The following is a 13,449-nucleotide window of genomic DNA, read 5'->3' on the forward strand; positions in this document are numbered from 1 at the left end:
AAGAAATGCAACTGAACAAAGTGCTGAAAGGGCTTCTGCTGGCACTGCCAGTTCTGGCTGTAGCAGCTTGTAGTTCTAACAAAAGCGCAAACAACGACCAATCTGGTATGGGCGCTGGCACTGGTATGGAAAACGGCAGCAGCAACCTGTCTTCCGAAGAACAAGCTCGTCTGCAGATGCAAGAACTGCAGAAGAACAACATCGTTTACTTCGGTCTGGACAAGTATGACGTAAGCTCCGAATTCGCTCAGATGCTGGACGCGCACGCTGCATTCCTGCGTAACAACCCGTCTTACAAAGTGACCGTTGAAGGCCACGCTGACGAACGCGGCACGCCGGAATACAACATTGCTCTGGGTGAGCGCCGTGCTAACGCCGTTAAAATGTACCTGCAGGGTAAAGGCGTTTCCGCTGACCAGATCTCTATCGTTTCTTACGGTAAAGAAAAACCAGCAGTACTGGGCCACGACGAAGCGGCTTATGCTAAAAACCGTCGTGCCGTTCTGGTTTACTAAGAGAATCGCATGAACAGTAACTTCAGACGTCACCTGTTGAGTCTGTCGTTACTGGTTGGCGTAGCGGCCCCTTGGGCCGCTACTGCCCAAGCGCCAATCAGTAATGTCGGCTCCGGCTCGGTCGAAGACCGTGTCACCTCGCTTGAGCGCATCAGCAATGCTCAAGGCCAGCTTTTAAACCAACTCCAGCAACAACTCTCTGATAACCAACGCGACATTGATTCTCTCCGTGGGCAAATCCAGGAAAGTCAGTATCAGTTGAATCAGGTGGTTGAACGCCAGAAGCAAATCTATCAGCAGATGGATAGCCTCAGCCAGGGCGGCGCTCAGAGCGCCTCTGCGGCCGTGGGTGCTGCCGGTGGGGCAGCCGCAGCATCTTCCGATGCGGGCGGCAGCGCGCCTGCAGCCGCTTCTGCAACGCCGAGCGGCGGTGATGAGAACAGCGACTACAACGCCGCTGTTTCTCTGGCGCTGGAAAAAAAACAGTATGATCAGGCGATTTCCGCCTTTCAGTCCTTCGTAAAACAGTACCCGAAGTCTACCTACCAGCCCAACGCCAACTATTGGCTGGGGCAGTTGTTCTACAACAAGGGTAAAAAAGACGACGCGGCCTACTATTTTGCGGTGGTGGTGAAGAATTACGCGAAATCACCGAAGGCGCCGGACGCCATGTACAAGGTGGGTATCATCATGCAGGAGAAAGGGCAGGCCGATAAAGCCAAAGCCGTGTTCCAGCAGGTGATTAAACAGTACCCAACCAGTGCGGCGGCCAAACAGGCGAAAAGCCGCGTAGGCGGTTAACAGTCAGAAAAATGAGCCCAGAAGTTAGTCGATTTGACCGATTTCTGGGCTCATTCGCGTGAAGAACAAGCAGTTGAACGCATCAGTAAAAAATTTAGGTTGCGCTGCCAAGATAAATTAGTAATATATGCCGCCGTTGCCAAGACATCTTGCAAGATGTTAAAGCGGCTGGGAAATTGGGTCGTTAGCTCAGTTGGTAGAGCAGTTGACTTTTAATCAATTGGTCGCAGGTTCGAATCCTGCACGACCCACCAATTTCTGAAGTAGCAGTAACCACAACAGTGGGTGATTAGCTCAGTTGGTAGAGCATCTCCTTTACACGGAGGGGGTCGGCGGTTCGAGCCCGTCATCACCCACCACTGTTATGGGTCGTTAGCTCAGTTGGTAGAGCAGTTGACTTTTAATCAATTGGTCGCAGGTTCGAATCCTGCACGACCCACCATTCTTTAAGAATGGCTGCGATAGAGAATCGTAAAGGATGAGAACCGTAAAGGTTCGAGTCTCGCGAAGCGAGACAACATCACTCCGGTGATGGCCCGCAAGGGCGAGGCCAAAGGCCGAGTTATCCTGCACGACCCACCATTCTTTAAGAATGGCAGCTTCAGAATCGGTTTGATGTGGCAAAGTAAAGGTCCGAGTCGAGTACCCGTCGAGTTGTCCTGAACATCCCCATCCTTGTTTTCCGCGAGTCGGTTCCAATAGAGCCTATTCGCCATCAGCAGTAAACCACATCAGTGGGTCGTTAGCTCAGTTGGTAGAGCAGTTGACTTTTAATCAATTGGTCGCAGGTTCGAATCCTGCACGACCCACCACTCTTTAATAGAGCAAGGTGTGAAAAATAGCAGTACCACAGCAGTGGGTGATTAGCTCAGTTGGTAGAGCATCTCCTTTACACGGAGGGGGTCGGCGGTTCGAGCCCGTCATCACCCACCACACTGCGGGTCGTTAGCTCAGTTGGTAGAGCAGTTGACTTTTAATCAATTGGTCGCAGGTTCGAATCCTGCACGACCCACCAATTCAGAGAAAAGCGCCTTTTGGCGCTTTTTTCGTTTCTGTAACATCTAAACCTGACCTCATCTTCTTGCCAACATGGTCACCGAGTCGTGCGGGTGAGATCCTGCGTTCAGGTTCGAGCATCGCGCAGCGATACGACAACGCGCAGCGTTGCCCGCAGGGTGAGGCCACAGGGCGAATCAATCCTGCACGACCCACCCATTCAGAAAAAAGCGCCTTTTGGCGCTTTTTTCGTTTCTGTAACACCCAAACCTGACTTTATCCTTTTGCCAACATAGTTCACCGAGTCGTGCGGGTGAGATCCTGCGTTCAGGTTCGAGCATCGCGTAGCGATACGACAACGCGCAGCGTTGCCCGTAGGGTGAGGCCACAGGGCGAATCAATCCTGCACGACCCACCCATTCAGAGAAAAGCGCCTTTTGGCGCTTTTTTCGCATCTGCAGCACCGTCAGCTACATTCGTGCTTTCTCGTTTCAACACTGCACCGATCATCACGCTGTTCTCTGAACGGCTATACGGTCTCGTCAGGCCATTTCCCGCTGTGAGCTGTGTAACCAATATCTGTGTTTTTTAATCCATTAAACAATAGGTGCGCAAATATGAAAATATCAGCGGACTTTTCGCGCAGTTTTAGGTATTTTGTTTAGTATATAAAACGAAGGGCGTTGCGGCAGGCGATATTCACGCGGCAGGCGCCCAGCCTAGCATGAGATTGCAGCGATGAGTGAAATGTTTGATGTCAATGCGGCGGTGTATCCCTTCCCGCCTAAACCGGTTCCGCTGGACGTAGCCGAAAAAGCCTTTTATCGCGAAAAGATCAAAGCCCTGCTCAAGCAGCGCAATGCGGTGATGGTCGCCCACTATTATACCGATCCGGAAATCCAGGCGCTGGCGGAAGAAACCGGCGGCTGCGTGGCGGATTCGCTGGAAATGGCGCGCTTCGGCAGCGCCCATCCGGCCTCCACGCTGTTGGTGGCCGGCGTGCGCTTCATGGGGGAAACCGCCAAGATCCTCAGCCCGGAAAAGCAGGTGCTGATGCCGACGCTGTTTGCCGAATGTTCGCTGGATCTGGGCTGCCCGGAAGAGGAGTTTCATGCGTTTTGCGACAGCCACCCCGATCGTACCGTGGTGGTCTATGCGAACACCTCGGCGGCGGTCAAAGCGCGCGCCGACTGGGTGGTCACTTCCAGCATCGCCGTTGAGCTGATCGAGCACCTGGACAGCCTGGGCGAGAAGATCATCTGGGCGCCGGATCGCCATCTCGGCAGCTACGTGCAGAAGCAGACCGGCGCCGACGTGCTGTGCTGGCAAGGCGCCTGCATTGTCCATGACGAGTTCAAGACTCAGGCGCTGCGGCGCATGAAGGCGCTTTATCCGCAGGCGGCCATCCTGGTGCATCCCGAATCGCCACAGGCGGTGGTTGAGTTGGCGGATGCGGTGGGATCGACCAGCCAACTGATTCAGGCGGCGAAAACATTGCCGCATCAACAGCTGATCGTCGCCACGGATCGCGGTATCTTTTACAAGATGCAGCAGGCCTGCCCGGACAAGGAGCTGTTCGAAGCGCCGACCGCCGGAGAAGGGGCGACCTGTCGCAGCTGCGCGCATTGCCCGTGGATGGCGATGAATGGCCTGAAGGCGATTGCCGAAGGGCTGGAGCAGGGGGGCGCGCAGCATGAGATCCACGTGGACGCCGCGCTGCGTGAGAAGGCGCTGGTGCCGCTGAACCGCATGCTGGATTTCGCCGCTCAGCTTAAGATGCAGGTTAAAGGCAACGCTTAACCGTTTAAAAGGATGACTTCATGAGCTTCTTCAGTACCAGCAATATTCTGGTGCACATTCCGCTTGGCGCGGGCGGTTACGATCTGTCGTGGATCGAAGCCATCGGCACGCTGTTCGGGTTGCTGTGCATCTGGTACGCCAGCAAGGAAAAAATCATCAACTACCTGTTCGGCCTGATCAACGTCACGCTGTTCGCGGTAATTTTCTTCCAGATCCAGCTGTACGCCAGCCTGCTGTTGCAGCTGTTCTTTTTCGGCGCCAACATTTACGGTTGGTATGCCTGGAGCCGCCAAACCCAGGATAATCAGGCTGAGCTGCAGATCCGCTGGCTGCCGTTGCCGAAAGCGTTGGCCTGGGCGGCGGTTTGCGTCATCGGCATTGGCCTGATGACCTTTAACATCGACCGCGTGTTCGCCTGGCTGACGCAGATCGCGGTAGCGGTGATGCAAGGGCTGGGGCTGGACGTGCAGATGCCTGAACTGCAGCCGGACGCGTTCCCGTTCTGGGATTCGGCGATGATGGTGCTCTCCATCGTGGCGATGATCCTGATGACGCGCAAGTACGTGGAAAACTGGCTGCTGTGGGTGGTTATCGACGTCATCAGCGTGGCGATCTTCGCTTACCAGGGGGTGTACGCGATGGCGCTGGAGTATGTCATTCTGACGCTGATCGCCCTGAACGGCTCCTGGCTGTGGATCAAGAGCGCCGGGCGTAACCGTTCCAACCCGCTCTCGTCCGCACCGTAGCAACAGCAGAGGGCGCCGTGGTGGCGCCCTCTTGGCTTAGTGACGATGTCCCAGATGGGAGTGCGCTTCGGCATGTGAGTGTTCACTCGGCTCCGGCGCCCGGTTGATACCGCAGTCCGGTGTCTCACAGTGCCGGTACTCCATCTGAATGGTCACGTGGCCAATCTTGTAGTGTTCCAACAGATAAGCCTGAATGCGTTGCAACAGCCCATCGTGGTCATGCGGCGGGATCACCTGCGCATGTAGCGTCATCAGCTTTTGTTCGCCGATCTGCCAGACATGCACGTGATGGATGTTGCGCACTTCCGGGATATTCAGGCACAGGTCTTTTTGCAGCTTGGCGATATCGACCTCCTGCGGCGTGCCTTCCAACAGCTCGTGGAAACTCTCCTTCAGCAGCCGCCAGGCGCTGCGTAGCACCAGACAGGAGACCAGCACCGACAGGATCGGGTCAATCGGCGTCCAGCCGGTGGCAAGAATGACGATGGCGGCGACGATGGCGCCCACCGAACCGAGCAGGTCGCCCAACACATGCAGCGCGGCGGCGCGCACGTTGATATTTTTCTCTTCGCTGCCGCGATGCAGCAACCAGAAGGCGAACAGGTTCGCCAGCAGCCCCGCTACGGCGATGATCAGCATCGGGGTACCCATCACCGGCTGCGGTTCGAAGAAACGCCGTATCGCCTCCCACAGGATGAATACCACGATCACCAGCAGCGCTGCAGCGTTGAGGAAGGCCGCCAGGGTGGTGAGGCGCAGATAGCCGAAGGTGTGGCGCGCGTTGGGCTTGCGCTGGGAGAAGTGCACCGCCATCAGCGCCACCAGCAGCGCGGCGGCATCGGTCAACATATGGCCGGCGTCGGCCAACAGCGCCAGCGAGCCGGACAACAGGCCACCGACCACCTCGGCCACCATAAAGACGGCGGTGACTAAAAAAGCGGTCAGTAGGCGTTTACTATTACTGTCTTTCGGCAGGTGTACGTGTGGAGTGTCCGACATTATTCATCCTTATGCATAGCGAAAGAGGGGGCAGCGGCGAGCAGAGCGTCCAGCTCCGGTTCTATCTGCGCCACTAACGCCTTTAATTTAGTATAAGCGGCGGCGGCAAGCTCGCCCCGACGTGCGGTATCCACCAGCTGCTGGCACAGCTGCGCGGCTTCCGGCAGCTGCAGCATCAGCAGGCTGCCCTTGATGCGGTGCGCCGCCTGCTCCAGGCGCGGCCAGTCGCTCGCGGCGACGGCGTCCGCGAGCCGCTGCCGGTCTTGGCGCAGCGTATCGCCGAGCGTCTGCGCCAGCCGCTGCAGCATGGCGCGATCGCCACCTGCCATTTCGGCCAGCGTTTGTCGCAGGTCAGTAAGGACTGACTTTTCTTCCTGAGCCTGCGGTTGCTGAGCCAATACCTGGCCGATCGCCGCCAGTGAAATCGGTTTGGTCAGGAAGTGGTCGATCGCCACCAGCCCCGGCGGGATGCGGGTAAACTCCTGCACGTCTGCCGAGCAAAGCACGATGCGGCAAGGCGGGCGTTGCAGCCGCTGTTCGTCGCGGCGGATCAGTCTGGCCAGCGTCAGCCCGTCCGGGCGCGGCATGTTATAGTCGATAAACAGCAGATCGAACGGTTGCCGGCGCTGGGCCTTCAACAGCGCATAGCCTTGTTCAAAGCGGGCGGGTTGCAGCCCGAAGTGGCGCAGCTGGCGTTCCAGCAGCAACAAATTGGTGGGGTGATCGTCGATCAGCGCGGTACGCAAGGCGGAAGACGGCAGAGCATAGGTGTGCTCCTCCTGGGCGACAGCCGGCGCCGCGCCGCTCAGCTCGACCGGTATCGCGACCTCGACGCGGGTGCCGACGCCCGGCTGCGAGTGCAGCCCGATGCGGCCGCCCATCTGTTCGACGATCTCTTTGCAGATAGACAGTCCCAAACCGGTGCCCTGCACCGAGATGCGTTGCGCGCCGCGCGCGCGGTAAAACGGTTGGAACAGCTTGCCTATCTCATCGGCGGCGATGCCGCAGCCGCTGTCGTTCACCGTTAATCGCAATTCCCCCTGCCGCTCATCTTGCGCGCGCCAGCCGATCTCGACCTGAATAGTGCCGCGCGGTGTAAACTTTATCGCGTTGTTTATCAGGTTGTTAGCCACTTGAAGTAAACGCTCACCATCAATAATCACCGCCTCAGGCAGCGCCGGATCCGCCAGCACGCTCAGCGTCAACGGGCGTTCGCCGATCAGCGGCCGGTAAAGGGCGTCGATGCGCGCTACCCAGGGGCGCAGCGCCACCGGTTTCGGCGCCAGCGTCAGCGAACCGGTTTCCAGCCGGGCGTGATCCTGCAGGTCGTTGAGTAGGTTGAGCAGCGAAGAGGCCGAGCTGTATATCACCGGCAGGCCTTCCGGCGCGGGTTGGCGTTTGAGCTCCAGCTCCAGCAGGCCGAGGATGGCGTGCATCGGCGTGCGCAGCTCGTGGCTGACGGTGGCGAGGAATTTGCTCTTCATGCGGTTTTCCGCCTCGGCGCGGCGGCGCGCGTGCTCGAGTTCTTCGCGTTCGCGTTTTTCACGGCGCTGCAGCATGAAACGGCGCAGCGTTAGCGCCAGCAGCAGCACGGTGGCGGCGGCCAGCAGTGCCAGCAACCAGGTGGTCTGCGGCGGCATACGGTTGTCATTCACCGCGTCGATAAGATTGCTGCGGTCGACGATCCACTCGTCGCGCAGCGATTGCAGGGTGTCCGCCGGGATCTGCATCAGATTCTTATCGAGGATCGCCAACAGAAGAGGTTGATCGCGGCGCACGCCGAAGGCCACCGGGTAGGGGATGTTGTTGGCGGCAAAGGCCAGCTTGATGGCGCCGGAATAGCGCGACAGCGCCAAAAAGTTGGCGGAGATGACGTTATCCACCAGCGCATCCAACTGGCCGTTGGCCAGCGCGTCGTACATCGACTTGCTGTCGGCGAAGCTGACGGTCTGCTCCTGTTCCGGTACCAGCCCCCGCGCCAAATCGCCCTGCAGCACGCCGATGCGCTTGCCGGCCAAATCGCTCCAGGTGGAAATGCCGTCGGCGTGCTGGCCAACGTAAACGCCCCACAGCGAACGGTGGATCGGCATGCTGGCGCCGTAGCGCGCCTTGACGCCGCGCGCCAGCGGCAGGGCGGCGCGGAAGCTGGCCTGGCCGGACTGCACCAGCTGATCGGCCTGCTCGGCGTTGTGCGCCCACAGCGGTGCGAAACGCAGCCCGGTGTTTTGCGCGATGATGTTGAGAATGTCGATGGCGTAGCCGCGCGGCTGGCCGTCAGAGCCGCGGTAGGCGAACGGGAAGTTGTTCTCGATGGCGGCGTAGTACACCACGCGGTGGCTCGCCACCCAATTCTTCTCCATCGTCGTCAGGTCGGCATTGCCGGTGTCGAGGTAGCTGGGGATCTTTTTGCTCCAGCGGCTCTGCAGAGCGTTCATCAGCTCCATCGGCGCGTCGGCGATGGCGGTGTCCAGCGTGTCTATCAGCCGTGAGTCGGCGGCGGCGAACACGAAGGACAGGTTGCCCAGGTTCTCGTTGCTTTCAATCTGATAGAGCTGGCCGAGCTGCAGCTGGTCGATGATAAAGCTGGCGCTGGCCTCGTCGGCGATAAAGTAGTCGCTGCTGCCGTTGAGCAACGAGTAGACCGCCTGCAGATTGTTGTCGTAGCGCTGGATCTGCGACGCCACGGCCTGCAGAGCGCCGCCGGACTGCATGTCGGTCAGCGCGCCGATCGCGACGCGGGCGTTGGCGGAGTTGAGCATCACCGGTCGATCGTTGCTGCGATCGCGCAATACGCGCAGGTTGCTGACGTAATAGGGCTGAGAGATCGCCAGGCCGTGCAGCGCCTCACTCTGCGGGATGCCGTACAGCAGGTCGACCTTGCCATCGTGCAGCGCCTGCTCCAGCTGGGTCAGATCGGCAAAGCCGTAAATGGCGAAGCGAATACCGGTTACCTGCTGGATATAGCCGAGGTAGTCGGCGTTCAGCCCGTACAGATCGTCGTCCACGATGATGTTGTACGGGCTGGTGTTCTCACTGATGATGCCGATGCGCAGCGTTCGGTCGCGCCAGGGATTTTTCTCGCCGACGATCAGCATGTTCTCGGGGGTATTCAGATTGCTGACCAGCTGATAGCGCACCGGCTCCGCCGCCTGCGCCAGACCGCACCACAGGATCAGCAGCAGCAGCGCGCGGCGCATCATGGCGCCAGCTCTTTAAACACCGCCACCAGCTCCAGCAGGTTGCCGGCGCCGGTTTTGCGCTGGATGTTCTTCTTGTGCGTGCTGACGGTCTTGTTGCTGATGTGCAGCCGATCGGCGATCTGCAGGTTGGACAGCCCCTGGCTCAGCAAGCCCAGCACTTCGAGCTCTTTGGGAGTGAGCAGCCCACCGTCCGCCGTCGGCGCTTCTTCGGCCAGCGCGGCGGCGGGGAAGTGGGTTTCACCGTCCAGCACCTGCTCAATCGCCTGTACCAACTCTGCCAACGAGCTGCCTTTATTGACGAAACCGTTGGCTCCGGCGGCATGGGCCATGCGCGCATAGACCTCGGCCTCCTGCGCGGTATAGATCAGGATCGGCTGCTGCGGGTAGCGGCGGCGGATTTTTTTCAACAGCTGCAGCCCGTCGACCTGCGGCAGGCCGATATCCAGGATCACCAGGCCGAAAGCGGCCTCGGCCAGCAGGGCCAGCGCCTGGACGTCGTCCTGCGCCGCCTGCAGGCGGTAGGAGCGGGATGATTTCATTAGCGCCGCTTCCAGTGCGACATGAACCACCGGGTGGTCATCAACTAATAACAGAGAGGGCATGTTCAACTCGGGTCGCTTTATATTCCGATCGCTAGCATAGCGAAAAAGGAGGCTCTGCGCTCCCCTGATGAAACAGCACAATCTGCTGTTAATTTGGCGGTTCCAGCGGAGGGGGGCAAAGGTGATTTACAGCGCCATTCCCACAGGCTAGATTGTTGGGATCTACACCGTTACGCACTGCGAAATACCCCTCGATACCGAATGGAAAAGCTATGAATTACCAAAACGACGATTTACGCATTAATGATATTAAGGAACTCCTGCCGCCGGTGGCTTTGCTGGAGAAATTCCCGGCCACTGAACGCGCAGCAAAGACGGTGTCCCAGGCCCGCAGCGCAATTCACAATATCCTCCGCGGCAGCGACGATCGCCTGCTGGTGGTGATTGGCCCTTGCTCTATCCACGATACCCAAGCCGCCAAAGAGTACGCGGGGCGCCTGCTGGCGCTGCGTGAAGAACTGAAGGGCGAGCTGGAAGTGGTCATGCGCGTATACTTCGAAAAACCGCGCACCACCGTGGGCTGGAAAGGCCTGATCAACGATCCGCAGATGGACAACAGCTTCAACATCAACGACGGCCTGCGCCTGGCGCGCAAGCTGCTGGTGGAGATCAACGACAGCGGCCTGCCGGCCGCGGGCGAATTCCTCGACATGATCACGCCGCAGTACCTGGCGGATCTGATGAGCTGGGGCGCCATCGGCGCGCGCACCACGGAATCGCAGGTGCACCGCGAGCTGGCCTCCGGCCTCTCATGCCCGGTCGGCTTCAAGAACGGCACCGACGGCACCATCAAGGTGGCGATCGACGCCATCAACGCCGCCGGCGCGCCGCACTGTTTCCTGTCGGTAACCAAGTGGGGCCACTCGGCTATCGTTAACACCAGCGGCAACGGCGACTGTCACATTATTCTGCGCGGCGGCAAAGAGCCGAACTACAGCGCGGCGCACGTGAAGGACGTCAAAGCCGGCCTGAGCAAAGCCGGGCTGCCGGCGCAGGTGATGATCGATTTCAGCCATGCCAACAGCAGCAAACAGTTCAAAAAGCAGATGGACGTGAGCGCTGACGTTTGCGGGCAGATTAGCGGCGGTGAAAAAGCGATCATCGGCGTGATGATCGAAAGCCACCTGGTGGAAGGCAACCAGAACCTTGAAAGCGGCGAACCGCTGGTTTACGGCAAGAGCGTGACCGACGGCTGCATCGGCTGGCAGGACACCGAAACCGTGCTGCGCGATCTGGCGGCGGCGGTGAAAGCGCGCCGCGGATAATCGCTAAAATGACAAGGGCCTGGCAGCCGGGCCCTTGTTTTATCCTTGTCATTGCACCTCTATATATCCCACTCATTTAAGGCTTACAATTAATAGGCCAATGAAATCATTAAGCGACCTCCTTCGCATTATTCCTATTTAATAAAAGAATAATTGTCACTGCTCATGGCATTGTGCTTATATAAGACGCTTTTTTATTCCACAAACCCCGCATGACAAATAAGCGGGGAGTGGTATGACCTATTCCTTTCAGGACGAAAGAATTATGACAAGCAATATCTCGCAGCCGCTGGGGCTGCACCGGATTAAATTCCATGGGAAAGGCGGCGAGTACTTCGCTATTTGGTTAGTCAATGCATTATTGACCATCGTGACCCTGGGCATCTATTCCGCCTGGGCGACGGTGCGTCGTCGCCGCTATTTTTACGGCAACACGGAATTGGACGGCGATCGTTTCGATTACCATGCGCAGCCGCTGCAAATTCTGAAAGGGCGGCTGTTGGTGATCGGCGGTATCATCGTGTTTTATATCCTGCTGGCGGTGGCGCCGCTGCTGGGGCTGCTGGCCTTATTGGTGTTGCTTGCCCTGCTGCCATGGGTGGTGATTCGCAGCTGGCGCTACAATGCGATTATGTCGAGCTATCGCGGCGTGCGTTTTAATTATGTTTGCCGCACCGGGCGCGCTTATTGGGCGCTACTGTTCTGCCCGCTATTACTGATTATCGGGCTTTATGTCGGCTTAATCATTTTGCTCAGTATTGGCAGCAGCTTTGACAGCATTAACGCCATCGGCCTGATGCTGGTGTTGACGCTGCTGTTGGCCGTGCCGGCATTCGCCGCCGTCAACGGTATTATTAGCGCGCTGCAGCACGATCTGTACGTTAATAATCTGTTCTTCGGCCGCACGCCGTTTATTGCCGAGCTGAAAAAGTCGGCCTTTATCAAATTTGCCTTGATCGGCCTGCTCATTTTCCTGCCGTTTATGTTGGCGGCGCTGGTGTGTATGGGGTCGTTCATGCTGTCGCTGTACCAAATGGTATTGATGGGCATACTGACGGATGAAACCGCCGACTTGCTGGTGTTGGAGAATATTGGCAGCCTGCTGCTGATGATGGTGGTATTGCTGGTTGGCGCCTTGATTGCCGGCAGCTACCAGATTGTCGCCCAACGCAACTATCTGTATAACCAGGCGACGCTGAACGGCAACGTTAAACTGCGTTCTTCCATGCAGACACTGCCGTATATGGGGCTGTTGATCACCAATACCCTGATCACGCTGTTCTCGCTCGGCTTTGCTGCGCCGGTGGCGGAAGTGCGTCACGCCCGTTATCTGGCGGAGTGCACGGCGGTTGAAGGCGATCTGGCATTGCTGGACATTGCGGCACATCAGGAAACTGCCAACAGCGCGGTGGCCGAAGAAGCAGTGCAGGCGCTGGATCTGGGCGGCAGCTTCTGAGGCGCCAATGATCCTCGAGGGTGCCTATCAGTTGCCGGGGCGGGCCGCACGTGAGGCGGCTCGCCTGCTGGTGAACGAAAGCGGCGAGGGCGTGATGCTGCAACGGCAGGATGAGCAACGTTACATCCCCTTGGCGGACATCACCGTCTCTGCGGCGCTGGGCAATATTCCGCTGACGCTGACCTTTAAGGACGGCGCGCGCTTTGTGCCGGACGACGACGCGGCGTTTCGCCGCTGGTTCTATCAGCGCCGTTCGCCGGGCTGGGTGCATCGCCTGGAACGCCACAAACGCGGCGTCGCTCTGGCGCTGCTGATGACGCTGCTGGCGGTCGTGGCCTACGTTTACGTCGTGCTGCCGTGGGCGAGCAGCGAGATCGCCATGCGCATCCCCACCTCGGTGGAACAGACGCTGGGCGAACACACGCAGACGTTTTTAAGCCAGAGCGGCTTCAAGCCTTCTGCACTCCCGGCCGAGCGGCAGCGGGCGTTGCAGCAGCTGTTCCGGCAGGTGATGCCGGCCGAAATGCGTGAGGCGCGTACGCCGCTGTCGTTGAAGCTGATGGCGGTGCCCGGTGCGCCGAACGCCTTTATGTTGCCGGACGGCACGCTGGTGCTCAGCGATAGTCTGGTCGCCCTGGCGAAAAACGACGATGGGCTGGCGGCAGTCATGTTGCATGAGATGGGGCACCACGCTCATCGCCACCCAATGCGCATGCTGGTGCGTTCGTCGCTGGTGGCGTTGACGCTGATGTGGATGACCGGTGACGTCAGCGGCATCGGCGATACGCTGCTGCAGTCTGCGTCCTTCGTGAATGAGATGCAGTTTTCCCGCGGGATGGAGCGCGAGGCGGATGCGTTCGCGATAGCGCAAATGCAGCGACAGGGGCGTTCGCTGGCGCAAATGGCAGCGATCTATCGCGCGTTGGCGCAGGCGCCTGAACGAGAACAGGCCGATGACTGGGCGCTGCCGGCCTGGCTCAGCACCCACCCGGCGATGCAGGAACGGCTGGACGCGGTGAACGAGGCGATGGCGCAGCAGCCGCCACAGTAATCAGTAATAAAAAAGCCC

Annotated in this window: 10 protein-coding genes, 6 tRNA genes and 3 other RNA genes; 16 read left to right on the top strand and 3 right to left on the bottom strand. The window is 58.8% G+C overall.

Translation table 11 applies throughout. The features are described from left to right. Window positions 1–5: 5 nt before the first annotated feature. The 13 genes from pal to pnuC all read left to right on the top strand — a co-directional run bounded on the left by pal (window position 6) and on the right by pnuC (window position 4,858). Entirely contained in the window at window positions 6–515 is a 510-nt protein-coding gene (pal, locus tag V8N38_RS06050) for a peptidoglycan-associated lipoprotein Pal (protein WP_025160033.1), read from the top strand. 9 nt (window positions 516–524) lie between these two features. Then, the gene (gene cpoB, locus V8N38_RS06055; RefSeq protein ID WP_147839431.1) at window positions 525–1,316 is read left to right on the top strand and encodes a cell division protein CpoB; all 792 of its coding nucleotides are present in this window, start codon (window positions 525–527) and stop codon (window positions 1,314–1,316) included. A gap of 178 nt (window positions 1,317–1,494) precedes the next feature. Next, window positions 1,495–1,570: transfer RNA gene (locus tag V8N38_RS06060), tRNA-Lys, on the top strand. A gap of 29 nt (window positions 1,571–1,599) precedes the next feature. Next, window positions 1,600–1,675, top strand: a tRNA-Val gene (locus V8N38_RS06065). Between the two features lie 7 nt (window positions 1,676–1,682). Beyond that, window positions 1,683–1,758, top strand: a tRNA-Lys gene (locus V8N38_RS06070). 15 nt (window positions 1,759–1,773) lie between these two features. Next, a non-coding RNA gene (locus V8N38_RS06075) (RtT sRNA) lies at window positions 1,774–1,898 on the top strand. Window positions 1,899–2,052: 154 nt separating this feature from the next. Then, window positions 2,053–2,128 (top strand) — tRNA-Lys (locus V8N38_RS06080). Between the two features lie 45 nt (window positions 2,129–2,173). Beyond that, window positions 2,174–2,249, top strand: a tRNA-Val gene (locus V8N38_RS06085). Window positions 2,250–2,255: 6 nt separating this feature from the next. Further along, a tRNA-Lys gene (locus V8N38_RS06090) sits at window positions 2,256–2,331 on the top strand. Between the two features lie 74 nt (window positions 2,332–2,405). Continuing rightward, window positions 2,406–2,530: non-coding RNA, RtT sRNA (locus V8N38_RS06095), on the top strand. A 75-nt stretch (window positions 2,531–2,605) separates the two neighbouring features. Next, window positions 2,606–2,730: non-coding RNA, RtT sRNA (locus V8N38_RS06100), on the top strand. A gap of 320 nt (window positions 2,731–3,050) precedes the next feature. Continuing rightward, window positions 3,051–4,112 carry a quinolinate synthase NadA gene (gene nadA, locus V8N38_RS06105; RefSeq protein ID WP_147839629.1) on the top strand — a complete coding sequence of 354 codons (1,062 nt, stop codon included), beginning with the start codon at window positions 3,051–3,053 and terminating at the stop codon, window positions 4,110–4,112. 20 nt (window positions 4,113–4,132) lie between these two features. Continuing rightward, window positions 4,133–4,858 (top strand): nicotinamide riboside transporter PnuC, encoded by a 726-nt coding sequence (pnuC, locus tag V8N38_RS06110; RefSeq protein WP_060423651.1) that lies wholly within the window; start codon window positions 4,133–4,135, stop codon window positions 4,856–4,858. A 36-nt stretch (window positions 4,859–4,894) separates the two neighbouring features. Here the strand turns inward: pnuC and zitB are convergent, their stop codons facing one another. The 3 genes from zitB to V8N38_RS06125 are packed head-to-tail and all read right to left on the bottom strand — an operon-like array spanning window position 4,895 to window position 9,659. Then, complete coding sequence (gene zitB, locus V8N38_RS06115) at window positions 4,895–5,857, bottom strand: CDF family zinc transporter ZitB (protein WP_033637476.1); 963 nt, start codon at window positions 5,855–5,857, stop codon at window positions 4,895–4,897. Then, window positions 5,857–9,057 (bottom strand): ATP-binding protein, encoded by a 3,201-nt coding sequence (locus V8N38_RS06120; RefSeq protein WP_147839628.1) that lies wholly within the window; start codon window positions 9,055–9,057, stop codon window positions 5,857–5,859. The genes zitB and V8N38_RS06120 overlap by 1 nt, the downstream gene beginning before the upstream one ends. Beyond that, a complete protein-coding gene (locus V8N38_RS06125; RefSeq protein WP_060423720.1) occupies window positions 9,054–9,659 on the bottom strand; it encodes a response regulator in 606 nt (201 codons plus the stop codon). The genes V8N38_RS06120 and V8N38_RS06125 overlap by 4 nt, the downstream gene beginning before the upstream one ends. A gap of 212 nt (window positions 9,660–9,871) precedes the next feature. Between V8N38_RS06125 and aroG the strand changes: the two genes are divergently transcribed. The 3 genes from aroG (at window position 9,872) to V8N38_RS06140 (ending at window position 13,431) form a co-directional block, all read left to right on the top strand. After that, window positions 9,872–10,924, top strand: coding sequence for a 3-deoxy-7-phosphoheptulonate synthase AroG (gene aroG, locus V8N38_RS06130; RefSeq protein ID WP_047568857.1), 1,053 nt, complete (start codon window positions 9,872–9,874; stop codon window positions 10,922–10,924). Between the two features lie 265 nt (window positions 10,925–11,189). Further along, a complete protein-coding gene (locus V8N38_RS06135) occupies window positions 11,190–12,380 on the top strand; it encodes a YjgN family protein (protein WP_147839627.1) in 1,191 nt (396 codons plus the stop codon). Between the two features lie 7 nt (window positions 12,381–12,387). Then, window positions 12,388–13,431 carry a M48 family metallopeptidase gene (locus V8N38_RS06140; RefSeq protein ID WP_147839626.1) on the top strand — a complete coding sequence of 348 codons (1,044 nt, stop codon included), beginning with the start codon at window positions 12,388–12,390 and terminating at the stop codon, window positions 13,429–13,431. Window positions 13,432–13,449: the final 18 nt, after the last annotated feature.

The organism is Serratia nevei (assembly GCF_037948395.1).
Taxonomy (GTDB): Bacteria; Pseudomonadota; Gammaproteobacteria; order Enterobacterales; family Enterobacteriaceae; genus Serratia; species Serratia nevei.